21 protein-coding genes are annotated in these 19999 nt (G+C 44.4%); 5 read left to right on the top strand and 16 right to left on the bottom strand.

All coding sequences use genetic code 11. The features are described from left to right. Positions 1-74 precede the first annotated feature (74 nt). Positions 75-1430, top strand: coding sequence for an MATE family efflux transporter (locus FNC98_RS15145; RefSeq protein WP_185968001.1), 1356 nt, complete (start codon positions 75-77; stop codon positions 1428-1430). Between the two features lie 204 nt (positions 1431-1634). Next, positions 1635-2207 carry an outer membrane beta-barrel protein gene (locus FNC98_RS15140; protein WP_185968000.1) on the top strand — a complete coding sequence of 191 codons (573 nt, stop codon included), beginning with the start codon at positions 1635-1637 and terminating at the stop codon, positions 2205-2207. A 57-nt stretch (positions 2208-2264) separates the two neighbouring features. Here FNC98_RS15140 and FNC98_RS15135 read toward each other — a convergent pair whose 3' ends face one another. The 9 genes from FNC98_RS15135 to FNC98_RS15095 all read right to left on the bottom strand — a co-directional run bounded on the left by FNC98_RS15135 (position 2265) and on the right by FNC98_RS15095 (position 12231). Continuing rightward, a complete protein-coding gene (locus tag FNC98_RS15135) occupies positions 2265-2861 on the bottom strand; it encodes a chorismate lyase (RefSeq protein WP_260680371.1) in 597 nt (198 codons plus the stop codon). Continuing rightward, positions 2851-3738: a rhomboid family intramembrane serine protease GlpG gene (gene glpG / locus FNC98_RS15130; protein ID WP_144035118.1), complete on the bottom strand. Its 888-nt coding sequence runs from the start codon at positions 3736-3738 to the stop codon at positions 2851-2853. Before glpG ends, FNC98_RS15135 begins: the two co-directional genes overlap by 11 nt. Positions 3739-3747: 9 nt before the next feature. Beyond that, a complete protein-coding gene (gene glpE / locus FNC98_RS15125; RefSeq protein ID WP_144035117.1) occupies positions 3748-4080 on the bottom strand; it encodes a thiosulfate sulfurtransferase GlpE in 333 nt (110 codons plus the stop codon). A 147-nt stretch (positions 4081-4227) separates the two neighbouring features. Then, complete coding sequence (gene tdh, locus FNC98_RS15120; RefSeq protein ID WP_144035590.1) at positions 4228-5253, bottom strand: L-threonine 3-dehydrogenase; 1026 nt, start codon at positions 5251-5253, stop codon at positions 4228-4230. 22 nt (positions 5254-5275) lie between these two features. Then, entirely contained in the window at positions 5276-6469 is a 1194-nt protein-coding gene (locus FNC98_RS15115) for a glycine C-acetyltransferase (protein WP_144035116.1), read from the bottom strand. A gap of 188 nt (positions 6470-6657) precedes the next feature. After that, entirely contained in the window at positions 6658-7515 is an 858-nt protein-coding gene (gene fghA / locus FNC98_RS15110) for an S-formylglutathione hydrolase (RefSeq protein ID WP_144035115.1), read from the bottom strand. A gap of 70 nt (positions 7516-7585) precedes the next feature. After that, positions 7586-8704, bottom strand: coding sequence for an S-(hydroxymethyl)glutathione dehydrogenase/class III alcohol dehydrogenase (locus tag FNC98_RS15105; protein ID WP_144035114.1), 1119 nt, complete (start codon positions 8702-8704; stop codon positions 7586-7588). A gap of 78 nt (positions 8705-8782) precedes the next feature. Then, positions 8783-11677, bottom strand: coding sequence for a prolyl oligopeptidase family serine peptidase (locus tag FNC98_RS15100; protein ID WP_144035113.1), 2895 nt, complete (start codon positions 11675-11677; stop codon positions 8783-8785). Further along, positions 11677-12231, bottom strand: coding sequence for a hypothetical protein (locus FNC98_RS15095; RefSeq protein ID WP_144035112.1), 555 nt, complete (start codon positions 12229-12231; stop codon positions 11677-11679). Before FNC98_RS15095 ends, FNC98_RS15100 begins: the two co-directional genes overlap by 1 nt. Before the next feature lie 192 nt (positions 12232-12423). On the opposite strand from FNC98_RS15095, the gene waaA reads away from it, so the two are divergent. Further along, positions 12424-13692, top strand: a complete 1269-nt coding sequence (gene waaA, locus FNC98_RS15090; RefSeq protein WP_144035111.1) for a lipid IV(A) 3-deoxy-D-manno-octulosonic acid transferase — start codon at positions 12424-12426, stop codon at positions 13690-13692. Here the strand turns inward: waaA and FNC98_RS15085 are convergent. Then, positions 13678-14718: a glycosyltransferase family 9 protein gene (locus FNC98_RS15085; RefSeq protein WP_144035110.1), complete on the bottom strand. Its 1041-nt coding sequence runs from the start codon at positions 14716-14718 to the stop codon at positions 13678-13680. The genes waaA and FNC98_RS15085 overlap by 15 nt on opposite strands. A gap of 58 nt (positions 14719-14776) precedes the next feature. On the opposite strand from FNC98_RS15085, the gene FNC98_RS15080 reads away from it, so the two are divergent. Then, the gene (locus FNC98_RS15080) at positions 14777-15529 is read left to right on the top strand and encodes a 3-deoxy-D-manno-octulosonic acid kinase (RefSeq protein ID WP_260680370.1); all 753 of its coding nucleotides are present in this window, start codon (positions 14777-14779) and stop codon (positions 15527-15529) included. A 7-nt stretch (positions 15530-15536) separates the two neighbouring features. Here FNC98_RS15080 and FNC98_RS15075 read toward each other — a convergent pair whose 3' ends face one another. Next, positions 15537-16199: a TetR/AcrR family transcriptional regulator gene (locus FNC98_RS15075; protein ID WP_144035109.1), complete on the bottom strand. Its 663-nt coding sequence runs from the start codon at positions 16197-16199 to the stop codon at positions 15537-15539. 183 nt (positions 16200-16382) lie between these two features. Here FNC98_RS15075 and coaD point away from each other — a divergent pair, with 183 nt between their 5' ends. Then, positions 16383-16880 (top strand): pantetheine-phosphate adenylyltransferase, encoded by a 498-nt coding sequence (gene coaD, locus FNC98_RS15070; protein ID WP_144035108.1) that lies wholly within the window; start codon positions 16383-16385, stop codon positions 16878-16880. A gap of 94 nt (positions 16881-16974) precedes the next feature. Here the strand turns inward: coaD and mutM are convergent, their stop codons facing one another. The 5 genes from mutM to radC all read right to left on the bottom strand — a co-directional run bounded on the left by mutM (position 16975) and on the right by radC (position 19858). Then, on the bottom strand, positions 16975-17790 hold the full coding sequence (gene mutM, locus FNC98_RS15065; RefSeq protein WP_144035107.1) for a bifunctional DNA-formamidopyrimidine glycosylase/DNA-(apurinic or apyrimidinic site) lyase: 816 nt from the start codon (positions 17788-17790) through the stop codon (positions 16975-16977). A 33-nt stretch (positions 17791-17823) separates the two neighbouring features. Next, positions 17824-18321, bottom strand: a complete 498-nt coding sequence (locus tag FNC98_RS15060) for a hypothetical protein (protein WP_144035106.1) — start codon at positions 18319-18321, stop codon at positions 17824-17826. A gap of 186 nt (positions 18322-18507) precedes the next feature. Beyond that, complete coding sequence (rpmG, locus tag FNC98_RS15055) at positions 18508-18663, bottom strand: 50S ribosomal protein L33 (protein WP_033078277.1); 156 nt, start codon at positions 18661-18663, stop codon at positions 18508-18510. An 11-nt stretch (positions 18664-18674) separates the two neighbouring features. Continuing rightward, the gene (gene rpmB / locus FNC98_RS15050) at positions 18675-18911 is read right to left on the bottom strand and encodes a 50S ribosomal protein L28 (RefSeq protein WP_144035105.1); all 237 of its coding nucleotides are present in this window, start codon (positions 18909-18911) and stop codon (positions 18675-18677) included. Positions 18912-19186: 275 nt separating this feature from the next. Then, positions 19187-19858, bottom strand: coding sequence for a RadC family protein (radC, locus tag FNC98_RS15045; RefSeq protein WP_144035104.1), 672 nt, complete (start codon positions 19856-19858; stop codon positions 19187-19189). Between the last annotated feature and the right edge of the window lie 141 nt (positions 19859-19999).

Genomic DNA, 19999 nt, shown 5'->3' with positions numbered 1-19999 from the left:
ACAAAGGATACGAAACTCCGAATGCGGACTATATTCTAACAGCCATTTTTTCACGAAACACTTAAAATTAGCCCATGCCATTCTTAAATATGCAGTCTGTCAAAGCCAGTATTAAACTCGCCTGGCCAATCTCTTTACAACAAACCCTGGTCACCATGCTAGGGATGATTGATGTCATGATGGTCAGTCATTTAGGGGATGCTGCGGTCGCTGCAGTAGGGCTGGGAAATCGCATTCAATTTGTGGTTTTGGTATTAGTCAATGGCGGCGCTTGGGCGGTGGGGATTTTAGCCTCTCAGTATTTTGGTGCAGGCAATATGATGAAAGTCCGTCGAGCGATATTGATGGGCGTCAGTGTCACGGTGTTTGCCCTAATCCCAGTCGTTTTGCTTAATTTTGCCTATGCCGATCAACTGATTGAATTAGGGAGTACTGATAACCAAGTGATAGCTTTGGGTGAAAGCTATCTTTGGATCACGATGCCGAGCTTATTATTTGTCGCCGGCATTATGGTGATTGAAAACGCCCTTCGTAGTCTCAATCAGGTCAAGCTGCCAATGGTATTAAGCTCCATTGCGATTGGCCTGAACGTTATTTTGAATTATTGGCTGATCAATGGTGGCTTAGGTATTGAGCCACTTGGAGTTGATGGTGCGGCCATTGCCACAACTGTGTCCAGATTACTGCATTTGATAATCTTGGTTTGGTTTCTGGTCGCGATGCGCCATCCGGTTAAGCCCTCAAGACACGATTTCGCCAGTTTAAATGACACCCAAGCCTGGCGCAAATTAGTAGCCTTGGTATGGCCAATGATGTTCAGCTTTGGAGTGTGGTCGCTTGGAACCTTAGTGTATCAATTGATCTATGGCAGAATTGGTACCCAGGAATTAGCGGTGATGAGCATATTAGCCCCAGTAGAAGGGATGTTTATCTCCTTGTTTTTTGGTTTTGCATCCGCCTGTGCCATTATGGTTGGCCAGCGCCTTGGCGCTGATAAGTTTGACGAAGCCTGGTCAATCGCGCGGACTTTTTCGCTGTTAGCGCCTGTGGTGGCAGTGATTGCTGGCGGGTTGCTGTATGGGATCAAAAGCTGGGTATTTATTCCTTTTGCCGATTTGCCGTCTTCGACGCTAGATTTAGCGGGCGACATTTTTTTGATTATTGCTCTTGGTGGTAGCCTTAAAATTACCAATATGACAATGGCGATGGGTGTACTTCGTGCCGGAGGAGAGACTAAGGCCTGCCTTTACATCGACACGACGGGGATGTGGATTGTTAGTATTCCACTTACAATTCTGGCGGCTTTTTATTTCCAGTTGCCGCTATTTTGGGTGGTAGTCGTTTCCTATTCGGAAGAGATTTGTAAGTTGATATTGTTTGGTTGGCGGGTTGCATCTAAGAAGTGGCTAAATAACCTCGCAACTACCTAACTCGATCAAGGGGCAGAGTTGTTGAAACACTTTCAAAAACTTTGACTCCTTGATTACATCCATTTATAGGTGAAAAAAATTAAGTGGAATTAACCTGCTGTTTTTGATAGAAATACTCGTCCTGTCCAAACCCCTTTGAACGTATTTTCATTGTTCGAAGTCTTGTCACACTGATGTGTTAAGTGCCTATTTATGGAGAAGTATATGCACAAGAAATTATCCCTAATCATACTTTTATTTTTACCTGCAGTAGCTCAAGCGAAAATTGATTTGGCCGGAGAATTATCTGTCGGAAGGTCGCAAAAAAAAGACGATACGTCATTCAGTGTTAAAGGTGTCTATAACTATAATCAATATTTTGGCGTAGAGGTGTCTTACATTGATTTTGGCAATCTTGCAGAGACTGAAAAAGGTGATCATGGATTCTATTATTACGATGTAGAAGCAGATTCAGTCAACTTGGGTGTAAAAATAGGGAATTATTTACACAAGGATTTATATGTCGTAGCTCGGTTTGGGTTATCTCTCTGGGGCGGCAGCCTCGGGACACTATATGAGAGCACATTACCACCTGTAGAGGATAGGTTTACGGACTACCCTACTCTGAGTGACGAAGGAAAAGGCTATTATTTTTCTTTCGGTTTCAGAAAACATTTAACTGACAATGTATATGTGGGTGGTGAACTGACCCAATATAATTGGGACTCACAGAAAATTTTCTATTTTGAAAACTACAAGCTGAATAATATTTCTCTCCTGGTAGGATATGATTTTTAGTCAATACCATGTCTATCTTTAATTAGAATATCAACAATTCTCGCCCGTTGATTTCTATTATTGATACGCCAGGGCGCCGGGAAGAAAGACCTCTGCGACCATAAGTGGCTTTTCTTCGATATGAAACAATGAGCGGCGTCCCCATAACGAATGCGTTACTTCCAAGTCCGCCATTTTTGCCAGTTCGCAAAGACGCAAAGATGGCGCGATTTCGGCGACCTGCAAAACCTTTCTGGTTAGCTTTGGATTGTTGAAAAGAACTTGGCCCAGGGGTTGTTCACCGAGCTCTGCCAGAGCTTTCTGTTCACCAGTAAGAGAACCTGAAGGTAACAGTGAGCGGGCAAAAACCACTGGCACGTTATCGCAATAGAGTAAGACTTCTCGGACCAACACTTCCTCACCTTCGCTGATCCCCTTGCTGGCGCTGCCGTCATCATTTTGCAGCGCTTCATGGGCAGGGCAGGGTTGTAATTGCTGTCCTAAAAGCAATACCCGAAACTCCTGACAGTGGCGCTTTAATCGAGCGGTAAGCGATGTTGGGTCCAACAACCAGTCATTAATCGTTGATTGTTTGGGTGCCAATGATGCCGATACCCAGTTAACGTCTAAACCAATGGGGAATTGCTGTTTTAATTGATGTAACTCAGTGTTCAATGGACTTCTCAAGTTTTAGCCTATGGGTAACGAAGAACGCGAAGGCGATACCAGATAATAAGCCGACCAGGTGCGCCGTGTTGGCAACATTGATTGGCATTAGGTCGGTAAAACCTAACACCAACCAAAATAAAAGAAAACCAACAATGGGTTTTTCTAAATGAATTTTGTGTCCGGGATTGAGGTAGCCGAACCACCAGACGAATCCGACTGTGGCATAAACAACGCCAGACAAGCCGCCAAAGTTAGGGCCGGATACATAAAATTGCGCACTATTAGAAAGTAACGCAGAGCCGAGGAACAAAAAGATTAACCGCCAACTTCCTAAGTTTTGTTCTATCTGACCGCCAAGCTGCCACCACCAAAGGGTGTTAAAGGCGATATGTAGAAAAGAGAAATGGAATATCGCGGGTGTTAACCATCGCCATGGTTCGTCCATGGTTTGCGTTAAGTCACCGAATTGATTGAACTTAAGAGCATCAAATGACGCATTAAACGCCACTAGCGAATATAGGTATACCAACCAACACAATGCGAAGATGGTGAGGGTGAACCAACCGGCTTTCGCTTTTAAACTGCTGGTGATTTCTTTTGAAAGGCGCTGGCCTGAACGAATATTGATGCTAGAGCCACTTTGCCAGGCGGAATCCTGAAATTTACTTTGGTTTGGATGACGAACAAATTCTGCGAACTCCGCTTTGGCCTGTTCGATTTTGTCTTCCTGACAATAAATCACGTGTGGAAACGGCTCAGCATTTTCGGTACTACTCTCCGCTGGCCTGCTTGCCGCTTCGATCCCCTGGCTTTGCAAATAACTGACGAATATCTTGGCCATACCCGACTGCTTTACTTTTACCAGTGGAACCAGTTCGCTCATAACCTATCCTTAGCGCTCTATTTTATCTGGGTAAAGCATTGCCCACTGCTCGAAACCACCATCTAAGGAATATACGTCGGTAAAGTCCTGGCTGATCAGAAATTGCGCCGCCTGTTGCGAAGAAATTCCATGATAACAACACACTATGGTAGGTACATCATAGTCCGCCTGATGCAAAAAGTCTGTCAAATTATCATTGGTTAAATGCACGGCGCCGGGAATATGACTGTTGCCATATGAATTCGCATCACGGATATCAACAATGACATAGTCGTTGTTATCCAGGCCTTCAGCGACTTGCTGAGCATTAATGTGTTTAAAGGTTACATCGTTATTTTGCACGGGAATTGTCTCTGCACAATTGGGGTTAATAATGGCCCTGATCCTAGCAAACCTAATTTCAGAAGTTAATATGATAAAAAACCGCTAACGCGAAAGCGCGTTAGCGGTTTACAAAGTTGCATCGTTTCTGCAGGTATTCGGAATTGGTTAATCCCAGTGCAGTATCACCTTGCCAGAGTTACCTGACAACATGGCATCAAAACCTTGCTGAAAATCATCAATAGGGAAGTGATGGGTAATGATGGGTGACAAGTCCAGACCCGATTGAATCAGGGACGCCATCTTATACCAGGTTTCAAACATTTCACGGCCATAAATACCTTTGATGGTTAAGCCTTTGAAAATCACTTTACTCCAGTCGATAGCCATATCCTGACCTGGAATACCTAGCATCGCAATCTTGCCGCCATTATTCATGTTTTCCAGCATGTCGCGGAAGGCAACTGGCACCCCAGACATTTCCAGACCAACATCGAAACCTTCGGTCATGCCAAGGTCCTTCATTACATCGGTAAGGCTTTCTTTGCTGACATTAACGGCGCGGGTTGCCCCCATTTTGCGGGCTAAATCCAAACGGTATTCATTGATGTCGGTAATCACGACGTGACGAGCGCCAACGTGCTTAGCAACCGCAGCTGCCATAATGCCGATGGGACCGGCACCAGTGATCAGTACATCTTCACCCACTAAATCAAACGATAATGCGGTATGCACGGCGTTACCAAATGGGTCAAAGATTGCCGCTAATTCGTCGCTGATTTCATCTGGTAATTTAAAGGCGTTATAGGCTGGAATTACCAAATATTCAGCGAAGCTTCCCGGGCGATCAACACCAACACCAAAGGTGTTGTTACACAGATGACGGCGACCGGCACGACAGTTACGACAGTGACCACAGGTGATATGACCTTCGCCAGATACTCTGTCGCCGATACTAAAACCGCGAACTTCCTGGCCAATATCCACCACTTCGCCCGCATATTCATGACCGACAACCATAGGTACCGGGATGGTTTTTTGTGACCACTCATCCCAGTTGTAGATATGAATATCAGTACCACAAATAGCGGTTTTTTTGATCTTGATTAACAGATCATTTGGACCTAATTCTGGCTTTGGAGAATCGGTCATCCAAATGCCGGGTTCGGCCTTTAATTTTGCTAAGGATTTCATCATTTACTTCCTGAACCTAGACCTAGATGATGCCCATCTCTTTACCGATACGAATAAAGGCTTCGATGGCTTTATCCAATTGTGCGCGAGTATGCGCCGCGGAAATCTGGGTACGAATTCGCGCCTGGCCTTTTGGCACAACCGGGAATGAAAAGCCGATAACATAAATGCCTTCGGCTAACAGTTTATCGGCCATATCGGCGGCAACTTTAGCATCACCTAACATGACTGGCACAATGGCGTGATCAGCGCCCGCGCAAGTAAATCCAGCGGCTTCCATTTGCTCGCGGAAATAGGAGGCATTGGCTTTTAAGGTTTGACGTAATTCGCCGCCTTCAGCCAACATATCCAGAACTTTAATTGACGCACTGACAATGGCTGGTGCTAATGAATTTGAGAATAGGTATGGACGAGAACGTTGACGTAACCATTCTACGATTTCTTTTTTACCAGAGGTATAGCCACCTGACGCACCACCCATTGCTTTACCTAGCGTACCGGTAATAATGTCTACGCGATCCATCACTTGACAATACTCGTGTGAACCACGGCCGTCTTCACCGACAAAACCGACCGCATGGGAATCATCAACCATGACTAACGCATTGTATTTATCGGCAAGATCACAAACGCCTTTTAGATTGGCGATAACGCCATCCATTGAGAATACACCGTCGGTGGCAATTAGCTTGTAACGAGCACCGGCCTCATCGGCGGCAATTAATTGCGCTTCCAGCTCTGCCATATCGTTGTTGGCATAACGAAAACGTTTGGCTTTGCACAGGCGCACACCGTCGATAATGGAAGCATGGTTAAGGGCGTCGGAGATGATCGCATCTTCTGGGCCTAAGATGGTTTCAAATAAACCGGCATTGGCATCAAAACAGGAAGAGTAAAGAATGGTATCTTCCATGCCTAAAAAGTTACTTAGTTTTTGCTCTAAGGTTTTGTGAATGTCTTGGGTACCGCAGATAAAACGCACCGAAGCCATACCAAAACCATGATCATCAAGGCCGGCTTTTGCGGCGGCGATGAGATCAGGATGGTTTGCTAAACCCAGATAGTTATTGGCGCAAAAGTTTACGACTTCCTCGCCACTGCTTACCGCAATTTCGGCTTGCTGTGCTGAGGTTATGACTCGCTCTGCTTTGTAAAGACCTTCGTCTTTAACCTGGTCAATTTGTTGTTGAAGGTGTTGTAAAAAGTCTGATGACATATGCGCCTCAAGAAACATGTTGGAACAGCCTGAAAAATTGGCGGCTATTGTACTCTCCCGCACTGTAAAATAAAGGGGCGGGGCCGCTTAATTCGCTGTTCCGGCTAAAAAAACATCATTGTACTGTAACTGCTGATGTTATTGCTGTTATGGCGCAGTGGTCCGGCTTTTGCCGATGTGTTAATTGTTCATAAATATTTACGATGAAATCGCAAATGTTCTTCGATAAAGCTGGCGATAAAGAAGTAGCTATGGTCGAAACCTTCTACACCTTGATAATCGAGCTCTTTACCTCTCGTTTCACAGGCATCGACTAACGCCTGAGGTTTTAACTGTTCCTCGAGGAAATTGTCGGCAAGCCCCTGGGTAACTTTCAAAGGTAGTTCAAGGAACGGATCGCCACCTTCCAATACTTTGATCATCTCGACACTATCCCATGCAAACCAATCGCCTCGATTCGAGCCTAAGTAACCGGTTAATGCTTTTTCGCCCCAAGGGCAATTACTAGGATTGCTAATCGGCGCAAAGGCGCTGACCGATTGATACATTCCCGGATTTTTCAGGGCACAGATAATCGCGCCATGGCCGCCCATTGAGTGACCGGTAATGGACTTTTTATCCGTTACATTAAAGTTCTCTTCAATTATCGACGGTAGCTCTTTGGTGATGTAATCGTACATCTGATAATTTTTCTTATAAGGTTCCTGAGTCGCATTAACATAAAACCCCGCGCCCAGACCAAAATCGTAGGCACCTTCGCTGTCATCGGGAATATCGTCGCCGCGGGGGCTGGTGTCCGGCATTACCAAAACCATACCAAGTTCGTCGGCAACGCGCTGGGCTCCAGCTTTGGTACTGAAGTTTTCATCATTACAGGTTAAACCCGATAACCAATACAAAACCGGTAACGCCTGATCTTTAACTGAGTCTGGTTGATAAATGGCGAAGGTCATCTGACATTGATTGACGTCGCTGTGATGGCTGAATCTCTGGTGATTACCAGCAAACATGCGATTGTGGCTGATTCGATTTAACGCTGTGGTCATAAATTTTTCTAAACAATATTTTTTAAATGGAAGGGCCAAACAATGAATGGCCCCGTTACGATGATTGAGGTTAGAGGTCAAAGTGAATCACAGAGCGAATACTTTTACCTTCATGCATAAGCTCAAAGGCGTGATTAATATCTTTAAGCCCCATGGTATGAGTAATAAAGTCATCGAGACGGAACTTACCTGCCAGGTAGTCTTCCACATAACCTGGCAATTGCGAGCGACCTTTGACACCACCGAAGGCGGTGCCGCGCCATACTCGGCCAGTAACTAACTGAAATGGTCTGGTACTGATTTCCTGGCCAGCCCCGGCAACACCGATAATCACCGACTCGCCCCAGCCTTTGTGACAGCATTCCAGAGCCGAGCGCATAGTGTGGACGTTACCGATACATTCGAACGAGTAATCGACACCACCATCGGTTAATTCGACAATAACGTCCTGAATCGGCGCATCATAGTCTTTGGGGTTGATGCAATCGGTAGCGCCGAGCTTGGTTGCCAACTCAAATTTATCGGTATTAATATCAATAGCAATGATACGTTCGGCTCCCGCCATAACTGCGCCAATGACTACGGATAAGCCGATGCCACCGAGGCCGAATACCGCGACCGTATCACCTGGTTTTACCTTGGCGGCATTAACCACTGCACCCATGCCAGTAGTTACCCCACAACCGAGCAGGCAGACTTCTTTCAATGGCGCTTTTTTATTAATTTTCGCTAACGCGATTTCCGGAAGGACTGTGTATTCAGAAAATGTCGACGTGCCCATGTAATGGAAAATGTCATTATCATGAAGGGAAAAGCGAGTGGTGCCATCAGGCATTAACCCTTGCCCTTGAGTTGCACGGATTTTCTGACAGAGGTTGGTTTTGCCGGATAAACAGAATTTACAGGTGCCACATTCTGGGGTGTATAGAGGGATAACATGATCGCCCACCGCGACACTGGTAACCCCTTCGCCAATTTCTTCAACGATACCGCCACCTTCATGGCCAAGAATACTTGGAAAGATACCTTCCGGGTCGTCACCGCTGAGGGTAAAAGCATCGGTATGGCAAACGCCGCTGGCAACGATTCGAACCAACACTTCACCAGCTTTGGGTGGCTGGACGGTGACTTCTTCAATGCTTAGAGGTTGGCCTGGGCCCCAGGCAACAGCGGCGCGCGATTTGATCATAATATGCTCCCGGTTGATCTAACAAAAAAGTATAGTTCACTTACTACCGGGAGCGGTTATTGGGTTAAAAGCCTCTGATTAAGGTGCCTGTTCAGAGGTTTGTTGCTTAGCTACGGTAGTAAATAACTTATCAAACAATACCTTATTATCCATGGTTAGGATCTGCAAGCGCCAATCTCCTTCAATGAGTTCATAATCGCGATTAATCTCCCAGCGAAAATTAATGTCCTCATCAAGCCGAACGATGCTTGTGTACTCCTCGGAGTATTCACGTATGCTTTCTGGTGTCGTCCATTTGAATTTGACCATAGTTCGTGGCCACTTAACATCCATATCGTCGTTTGAATCAAAACTGATTTTGGCTCCGAAAACGGATCCGTGTTGCATTGGAATCTCAGTTACTTTCGGGTCGGTTGATCTTTTGCGCGTAGTTGTTACCGGTTTTCGGTTGGTTGCGGCGAATAACCCAAATTCGATATCGTCTACATATACGTTCAGCGTATCGAGGTTGTAAGTGTCTACGAGCAGGTCGTTAAACTCACCTAGTTCTTGTGGATTAAAGTCGTGATCGTGGCTGACACTGGTAACCAGATTCCTACGCTCATCAAAAAAATCTTTATCCAGTGCGTTCTTTTCTTTATCGGTTTTGTCAGTTAAAAATAAGCCTTTGATACATCCCGGAAAATCTTTATCAGTGCCTGCTCCCAGACATTTCGCATGAGCGATTCCCAGCTCAGAATATTCATGCTCTTGTTGTTGAGCTATTTGGAAATATTCGAAAGATTTATCGTCATCGTGAGCTACGATTAAGCCTTCGTGGTATAGCTTTCCGAGTCGATAACTTGCGCCAGCGTACCCTTTATCGGAAGATTTCTGATACCAGGAGATGGCTTCAGGGTAGCTTTTTACTACTTCCAACCCTCGATGATAATAGCTTGCCAGGTTAAACATCGCTCTATTTTCACCGGCTTCAGCCGCTTTCTGGTAATATTTGGCTGCTTTTGCATGGTCGTTTTCGACGGAATCTTTGAAATTAAATGCATCGGCAATAGCCACTAAATCTTCGGCATGACTCGCCATCCCATTTTCGTCACTGGCGTAAGGTAAGTCGAGTTTTCTGCGGATGAAATCGTCAACATAAGCGAACATATGCCGATCCCCATACCAGCTCGTGTGACCGTGTCCTACACCATCATAAAATAGGAAATCAACATCTTTACCAAGTTGATTGAGTCGGTACTTCATGCGATTGGCTTGCTCAAAATCGGAAGTTTTATCTTCCTTGCCTGCCATCAATAGAATTGGAGCGTTAAGCTTTTCGGCAAAATAAAATGGCGAATACTCTTTCAGCGATTCATCCAGTTCACCAACAACTTCGCGTATTCCTTTGCGGCTTTCTTCAAGGGTACGGTAATTACTGGCATTAAAAAGTAAAGGTAAGTCATAAATACCAAATAAGGATACAACGCATTCATATTGTTGAGGGTGGTAAATGGCAAGCATAACGGCAGAATAACCGCCGTAACTGGCCCCAATGGAGCACATCCGCTGAAAATTATGCTCCGCTTGAACCTGCTTTACGACCGCAGTAATGTCTTCTTCGATAACTTTACCAAACTGGCCTTTACCACTTTCTAAAAACTCCTTGCCAAATCCCGCCGAACCGCGGAAGTTTACATTGAGAATTGAATATCCCCGGCTCGCTAAATATTGAATTTCTGGATTATAAAGTGCGGTATCACGGATGCCGACAGGGCCCCCGTGGGGGAAAACCAGTAGCACACCGTTCGCATTCACTGCTGGCTTGGTTAATATGCCCTCTACGGAAACACCCTGAGTGGTTTCGACAGTGAAGGTTTGTGCGGCCGTCAAAGTCAGCTCGTCTAAATCAAGATACTCACTCTGTAAATACTTAACCTGATTTTTCTGTTTGTCGTAATAGTAGTAGTGGCCTGGGTCATCGGCTGCAAAAGTGCCAACTATCTGGTAATTATTATCTCTTGAGGTTTCAAGAATATATGTATTCTGGCCGTTGAAGTTTTCGTTAAGTTTTTCGATGTGTTTTTGCTGATCTAAGACCTGGTATTCAATTTTGGCGACACCATGATCCAGATAGGAAATTGACCGCACTCCCTGACCTTTCTCGTTGAGTGTCGCCGACGTTAAATCATACATTGAATGCTGATATAATACTTCGCCGAGTTCCTGAGTGTGGATATCAAAAGCTACCAGCGAAACTCGAGACAGGTTTTGATCAGTCAGTACAGCCAACCTATTGTCGTCGAGAAAACCAATCGGACGAAAATTAATCTTTTTATCCAAAGTCAGGTATGAATGCCACGTTTTTTCATCCGGTTTCAGGTACCAGAATTTTAAATCTTCGTTTTCAAGGCTAACAGATAGCAGTGTTCTACTTGGCTCATCATAGGAGTAGACCAGGCCATCATCCAATGGTTTGGCAAAAATGATACTGCCTTCGACGTTATTATCGATTAATTTCTGGGGCGAGGTCTTTATTAGCATTACCTCTCTATCAACTTCTCTGGTATAGGCAAAAAGTAGTTGGTCATCCTGTTCAGGTAATGAAGCTATCAGGTATCCCTTGGCTTTGGCTTTTTTCCATTTTCCTTCCGGTTTGTCGCCGGAAAAATCAATTTCAACGAAGCCCCACATTTTCTTCAATGAAACAAATATGGTGTCATCATCTACCCAGGCATAATGGTTTATATGAAGGTTTGGTTTATTTTTTTTAAATTTTACTAATGGCAGACGTTCCCCTGTTTGCGGATCGATGAGGTCCAAAACTCGGAACTCATCTCTTACGTCGTAAGTGAGAACATATTTGCCGTCTGGACTCAATTGCATTGAAATTTGATCTGGGCTGCGGAAAAGTTTGCTGCCGGCGATAGGAGATACTGCCCAGCAAACATTGGTTATAGCCAGCATGAATAGAGTCAAAGTGAGCTGTTGCATTACGACGCCTCCTTTGTTTTGTTAAAGCCGACTATTTTGAAAAATTCGTCATCTCCCGGACCGTGATATTTTAGATTTCGGTTAGCCAGAATTGACGAAAACTCTTCCTGCATAAACTCCAGAGCCATTGAAGACTTATTTAAAAGTTCTACTTCGGAATAACGGGACCACCAGCCTCCGGTCTGAATATCGAGGTGACCCACATAACTAATCACATCTTTTTCGACTTTAAAGCTCCACAGTTCGTCTTCAAAATGATCTATGTAATACCAGTCGTTTAGTTTGATGCGCTGAATTTCGTACTCACCTTCGGGTAGGTTGATAAGAATATAATTGGTGCCACTGCGAAGGTCTTGGGCGGTAAGCTTAATGTAGTTTTCACCCGAAATTAAGATTTCGTTAAGACCGACATTGGTATCAACGGCAATCAACAGATAACCTTCGGTTTCCTGAAGCTTGTCATCTACATCGTCTTTGATGCTGGTAACTTTCGAGGCACAGCTGGCCGTGAGGCTGATTGCGAACACAATCAAAATATTACGAATTAAACTCATAGATTATTACTCCACTAAAGAAGCAACAATCCCTTGGTATATTACTTCCTTGTAAAAACACAATTGCCATTATATGAATATTGAAATTTAAAAGTAAAACCTAAATAACTGGTGGCAGCTTCTCGTATTTGTTGAATCCTTCGGGTCAACGTATAATTCTTTAACAACATCAATCAGTTTTTGGATAGCCGTTTGATTTCTTTACTGATATATCAACTAATTTCATTGTTGCTCCTGCCTGTTTTGTTGCTGGCGTTATTGATTCGCTCGCGTAAGCAAATTGCTTATCGACAGCGACTATCTGAGCGGTTGGGCTGGGTTGTTGATATGCGCAAAGGTGGCATCATTCTTCATGCCGCAAGCGTTGGTGAAGTCATGGCGATAAAGCCCGTGGTTGAAGGGATTTTGTCCTCTTATCCGCAGATGCCGCTGACGATTACCACCTTCACACCGACCGGTTCTGCACAGGTTAAAAAGCAATTTGGCGAGCGTGTCCAGCATTGTTACATTCCGCTGGATAACTTGCTTAGCGTAAACCTCTTCCTGTCTCGCCTTAAACCCAAGTTACTTATCCTGATGGAAACAGAATTGTGGCCGCAACTGATTCATAGTAGCCAGCGCCGAAAAATTCCTTTACTGTTGATAAATGCCCGTTTGTCCCAGAAATCTCTGGGTAGTTACCAAAAGCTGAGGTGGTTAATCAGCCCCGCATTGAAAAAATTCCATCGAGTTCTGGCGCAAAGTGAAGAAAATCGCGATCGGTTTATCTCGCTTGGGGCGATCCCCGAGCGCGTCAGTCACAGTGGTAATTTGAAATATGACATTCATTTAACCGAAGCACTTGAAAATAAAGTCGATGAGTTACGTAAATTGCATATTGCCAACCATAGAGTGATTGTTGCCGGTAGCACCCATCAAGGGGAAGAATCTCTGATTCTTAAAGCTTTTATGGAAGTAAAAGAGCTATATCCTGATTTGCTGCTTGCGATTGTGCCAAGGCATCCTGAACGTTTCGATAAAGTTCAGGATTTATGTCAACAACAAGGGCTTTCGGTTGCCCGGCGTTCTCAAAATGATGAAATCAATGAGCAGACCGATGTTTGGCTGGTGGATACCTTAGGAGAGTTATTGGCTTTCTACGGTATTGCTGATATCTGTGTGGTTGCAGGAAGCTTTTTTGACGTTGGTGGTCATAACCCGTTAGAGCCAGCACTGTTTAGCAAACCTATTATTGTTGGCCCTAATATGGTGAACTTTACAGATGTCTGTGAGCAGTTGTTGCGCGCCGAGGGCATTGTTCAGCTTGAAAGTAATCAGCAGCTGCAGCACCAGTTGCAACACTTATTGGGTGCCAGAGACGAAGCTAAATCATTAGGGCAAAATGCGCAGCTGCTATTGGCAAAAAATCAGGGCGCGGCGAAACGCACTCAGGCTGAAATCGAACAACTAATTAATCTGTAACAGTTTATCGATTTGAGCTTTTACCATATCAAAAGAGATCAAATGCATTAGCTCGCCTTTTGCTCGGGTACCGAATGGGATCTGCGCCAACGGTTTCCCCTGTTGTTGCTCTATTGCCTGTTGGTAAACACTTACTACATTGTCGCGATACAAATATGGACCTGTTCGCTGTGGATTAGAGTGTGCATACAGACCAATTACGGGCGTATTTACCGTTACCGCCATGTGTGCAGGGCCAGTGTCCGGAGCAACCACTAATTCCGCGTTTTCCAGAACAGCTAACATTTCTTTCAGCGATGTTTTGCCAACCAGATTTAGCGGCGGTTGTTTACAATGCTTTGTAATTGCTTTGGCCAATTCGATTTCCAGCGGCGCCGGTCCACCACATAGAACCACCTGGTATCCCAGGGTTGTGAGATAGTCTGCTACCTGCGCATAGCCTTGCTCAGTCCAGTTACGTTCGGCTTTACTGGCTGCTGGTGAGATGACGGCATATTTCTCGTTGCCGATATGTTCAGCGACAAAAGCTTGATCCTGTTCTCCATGGGGCATCAGCCAATGGGGAGCTTCGGTTTCGATGCCAAGCGCTCTGGCAAATGCCAGGAATCCATCAAGTACATGTGGTTGTTGTTGCACTTCTACGGTTTTATTAGTGAACAGCCACTGACCTTCTTTGGCGCGAACTTTGTCAAAGCCGATTCTGGTGGTTGCTGGGATAAACAGGCTGGCGATACTGGCGCGAAGGGCGACCTGCATATGCAATAACACGTCAAATGCCCGGTCTCGCATTTGCGTTCGTAACTCCTGATAACCTCGCCATCCCTTCGATTTATCGAAAATGATAAACTCAACGCCGGGCAAATCCTGAAGCAGTCGATGTTCGACTTTACCCAGAACCCAGGTGATTTTTATTTCTGGATAGTGTTTTTGGATTTGTTGTACCATAGCTACGGCGTGACAGACGTCACCGATAGCGGATAACCTCAGAATACAAAGAGATTTTAGATTGGGAAACTGCTCTGCCATAATTGAAATCCGCTAACAAAGACCGCATGGTCTACATACAAAATGAAGGCTTATTATCTTGAACCTGCAGACATTTGTAAAACAATCCTCATTAAATCTTTATCAACAAGGCGCAGTTACGTGTGTCTATCATCAAGACATTTTAGTGGATTTTGACCCAGATATGTTTTCAGGTAGTCATTGGCAGGATAAAAACGCAGTGACCGGAACGGCCACCGGGCGTGGTACCACTTATTTTGTAAAGCACCATGATCAAAACTTAGTATTGCGGCATTATTATCGAGGCGGTCTGGTGGGTAAGCTTATCCATGACAGTTATTTCTATACCTCGGTTATGAAAACCCGGGCGGCTCAGGAGTTTCAGCTACTCGAACATTTACAGGGGCTGCAATTACCAGCTCCTAAACCCGTAGGTTTTCGTATTACCAGAAGCGGGTTGAGTTATCGCGCCGATATCCTTACCGGATTAATTGCTAATGCCAAAGATTTGGTTGCTTGTTTGTTACAAGGCCCGTTGAGGGCTGAACAGTGGCAAGAGATTGGCGCGGTAATATTTTCCTTTCACCAGCAGGGCATTTTCCATCACGATTTAAACTGTCACAACATTATGTTGGATGATCAGGGAAAAGTATGGGTTATCGATTTTGACCAGGGCAAAATTAAAGACCCGATGGGAACCTGGTGTCAGCAGAATCTTGAAAGACTATTGCGCTCGTTTCGTAAAGAGCTTGGTCGCCTTGATGGCTTTCAATGGCAGGAAAGTGATTGGCAGGCGCTGATTAAGGGATATCAGCGCGCTAAAACCGTTTAGGCTCCTATCAGGCAGGTACAGCCGCTTCTGCAGCTTGTTGTTCTAATTGCTGATAATGGCCGCGAGCTTTCTCAAATTCTTCGCGGGCATGGTCAGTCACGTATGGACTTAACAAGGCAAAGATCTTTAACAGACCCTGATACAAGGCCGCATCGTCGATTTTTGGTTCATCATGCTGAGTTTGCAGGTAACTCAACCAGAAGGTGGTGGTGATTCGTAGCAAGCAGGTTAAGTCGTCCAGCTCGTCTTCCTTGATGCTTAACATATCGGCTTCATTTAATGATACCAACATGCTGGACACTTTCTTGATGATTTCTCGCTGAATTTCCGAGTAGCGCTTTTTAAGAGACGGGTTTTTGCTAAGCAGAACAGGCAAATTTGAGTAGAAGAAACGGAACTTAGAGATCAACTGAAATACAATATCCATGTATTTAAGAATTGAATCCAGAGGGTTCTCGGTGTCGGATAAGCGTTCGAATTGAGAGATTAGGTCATCGGCATATTCGGCGTAGATGGCAGAGATAATGTCCTCTTTATTACGAAAATGATAATAAAGGTTGCCGGGACTTATACCCAGATGTGCCGCAATATGATTGGTCGTGATATTACGCTCGCCTTGCTCATTGAACAGTTCAATGCTGGCGTGGATGATTTTGTCTCTTGTTTTCATTCCCTTCAAAATCCTGCTGATGCCGCTTGCTATACTCAAATTGTTCGAATTTTGACATCATACACCTTAATTCCGACAAAAGTGAAATTTTTTGAGTATTTACTTTAAGCGAGTTTTAAGATTACTTTGCTTTGCGTAAATCCACAGTTACAATGAGCTTAATATTCCTGTTGAATCAGTGTCATGAAAAATAAAGCAATTTATCCGGGTACCTTTGATCCGGTAACCAATGGTCACTTGGACTTAATCGAACGAGCGGCTGATTTGTTTGAACATGTTGTGGTGGGCGTTGCGGCATCACCGAGTAAGAAGCCTAGATTCGAATTACAACAACGTGTCGCCATGATCGAAAAGATTACCGAGCACCTGGATAACGTCACTGTCGAAGGGTTTAGCGGATTGTTAGTCGATTTTGCAAAAAAGGTCGATGCTAAAGTCTTGATTCGAGGCTTACGCGCGGTATCTGATTTTGAGTACGAGTTCCAGCTGGCCAATATGAATCGCCGTTTGTTACCAGACTTGGAAAGTGTGTTTTTGACACCGGCAGAAGAAAACTCCTTTATCTCTTCAACATTAGTCAAAGAAGTTTCATTACATGGTGGTGATGTTAGTGGCTTTGTACATCCGCATGTTAAAGAAGCGCTCGATAAAACCCTGTTTAACAAAGCTGGCAAGGTTTAACTAAGCCAATCCCAGGCCAATCCCAACCCAATAATCACATCAAGAGGTCAGAGTTGTTGATATTTCAACGACTCTGACCTCTTGATTGTTTAATCTATCTCGCCTGGCATTTTGGGCAATAAACCGTCGCCCTGCCACCTTGCTTAATCTCTTTTAAGGTGCTGCCGCAGACTACACAGTCTTCGCCGCCGCGGCCATAAACCTGTAATTCCTGGGCAAAATATCCGGGCTTGCCATCAGACTGAGTAAAGTCTTTTAGAGTGGTTCCACCTTGTTTAATGGCTTTCGCTAATACATCTTTGATTATCAGCGTTAATGCATCATATCGTTTGCGGCTGATTTTTCCGGCAGGTGTTGTCGGTCGAATGCCTGCCTGGAACAGGGATTCATTGGCATAAATATTACCAACCCCGACAACGACGTGGTTATTCATGATAAAGGTTTTTACCGGCACCGATTTATTGCGTGATTTTTCAAACAGGTGTCCCTGAGGAAAATCATCGGTCAAAGGTTCTGGACCAAGTTCAGACAGCAAGGGATGCTCTGCCACTGTTTCTGTGAGCCACAATATCGCTCCAAAGCGTCTTGGGTCGTTTAGGCGCAATGCTTTCCCGGAATCGAGCACTAGATCAAAGTGGTCATGTTTTTTCAGCGGCAACGTTGCATCGATTACCCGAATGGTACCTGACATACCTAAGTGCAGTAACAAAGTCCCTTTCGCCGTTTTCAGTAACAGGTATTTAGCTCGACGCTCGACGGCGACTATCTTTTCGCCTTCAATATCCTCGATATCGTCGGATACTGGCCAGCGCATTTGTCTATTGCGCACGATAACTTTGCTAACGTTTTGATTTAACACGTGTGGTTTAATGCCTTGACGGCAAACTTCGACTTCAGGTAATTCAGGCATAATTTTATTTAGATACTAGATACTAGATACAGTTTATTTGTCTTCCGAGTTCGTTTCAGACTTGTTTGCGCTTTCTATTTCAGAATTATCTTCCTCTGACGTGGTATTTTCTACCCGACTTTTGGACTGCTTCTCTTCGAATTGCTCATAACCAACGCCAACTTCAGGCTCGACATTGACGCGATCTAATTTGGCGATATCTTCAATACGAAACACTAACTCACCGGCGTTTTCGATGTCTTTATAATCATGAATGACGTCGCCGTTTCCCCAATATTTTACATTTTCCAAAAGAATAAAGCCGGAGTTAAGTTGGTTTTGACTAATTTGCTGATAAATAGCCCGGCTGATTTGCGCATAATAGTAGTAGGATTCCAGTTCGTCACCTTCCTCAACGACGTTAAACTGGGCAAATACCCATACTTTCGGTTGTTCGCCATTTGCCGCTAAGGCGGAGGCTTCTTCATCCAGGGAACAGGCGCTTAATAACAGGGCAATAGCTAATAGGGTAATCTTTTTAAACATATTCATGAGTTTTTATTATTGGAATGTGGCAAAACCATATGCGTTTTTAGCAGCATTTGCAAAGTTGATAGGCAAATTACGGCCGTCTTTTAACTGGCCAGGTTAGGGAATGATCATCAGATAACACGATGAGGTTGAGAATTAGATAATAAAAAACCCGGCATTGCCGGGTTTTTTTAAATGAAGTATCAATTACTTGATTTTAGCTTCTTTGTAGATCACATGCTTGCGAGCTTTAGGATCAAACTTTTTGATTTCCATCTTCTCTGGCATGGTCTTTTTATTCTTGTCAGTTGTATAAAAATGACCAGTACCTGCAGATGAAACTAAACGGATTTTATCACGCATGGTTCAGTTCCTTAGATTTTTTCGCCACGGGCACGGATGTCTGCTAATACAGAATCGATACCATTTTTATCGATAATACGCATACCTTTAGGTGTTACGCGTAATTTAACAAAGCGGTTTTCGCTTTCAACCCAGAAACGGTGAGTTTGTAGGTTTGGTAAAAAACGACGACGAGTAGCATTCATCGCGTGAGAGCGGTTGTTACCTACCATCGGTTTTTTGCCGGTTACTTGGCAAACTTTAGACATTTGAGTCACTCCAAAAAATATTTCAGCTCGAGCTATGTTTCTCCCCAGGCCGTCGCCTACGGGATCCTGAAAAAGGCCGCAGATTATACAGGCGCGATTTCTAATATTCAAGCTTTATCGCCTATAAAATAGACGTTTGTTGCTGGTGGCGCGATTATACTGATCTTTTTCGGAAACCAAAACCAAAATCCTTAGTTTTGAACAATTATTAGCGAATTAGTGCGGATTCTTCCGTTTGCTGTAAACCTATTGTAAATCTTTGCTGCAAAAGCTCGCTAGAGATCGCCACATTCTGCAAATGAATAGGTTAAATGTCCGGCTACAATAATATGATCCAGAACTCTGATGTCGATTAACCCCAGAGCTTTAATCAATCGTTGGGTGATTTGTTTATCCGCAAGGCTGGGTTTTACGATTCCGGAAGGGTGGTTATGGCTTAATATTACAGCGCAACTTCCGAGGTTAAGGGCATGTTCAACAATAACCCGGGGATAAACCGTTGCTGCATCTATGGTGCCGTAAAACATTTTCTCAAAGCGAATGATTCGATGCTGGTTATCAAGAAACAGAACCGCGAACACCTCATGGGGTTCGAGTTTTAAAGCGCTAATTAAAAAATGTTTGGTTTGAGTGGAGCTTTGCAGCGCCTGTCGCTGAGTTAATGGTTCTTGAAGCAATCGCTGTATCAATGTCAGGCAGGCTTGTAATTGTGCATATTTTGCGGGTCCCGCTCCAGACGTTTGGCAAAATTGCTGCTTGTCGGCAGCAAATAGTGCCTGTAAGCAACCAAAGCGCTTAATTAGGTTTTGCGAAAGTGTCATTACATCGGTGTGACGACTGCCAGTTTGAAAGATTAGCGCCAATAACTCACTGTCAGTAAGGATGTCCGTGCCTCTCATCAGCAGTTTTTCACGTGGCCGTTCGGCATCCGGAAGCTGTTTAATCATCTGCGTGAATATCCATTTCTCGTTAAAAATATTTACCTGGTTGCTTTTTCACCGTGGGTTGGTACTTGCTAACATCTCAAGGACAGGATTAAAATAACCTATTACACAGGAACCTGAAGGGTTCCTTTTTAAGCTAAAACT

Origin of the sequence: Thalassotalea sp. PS06, assembly GCF_007197775.1 — a bacterium.
Lineage (GTDB): Bacteria > Pseudomonadota > Gammaproteobacteria > Enterobacterales > Alteromonadaceae > Thalassotalea_A.
Note: the sequence above shows the minus strand (reverse complement) of the source record. Positions and strands in the feature narration are given on the sequence as shown.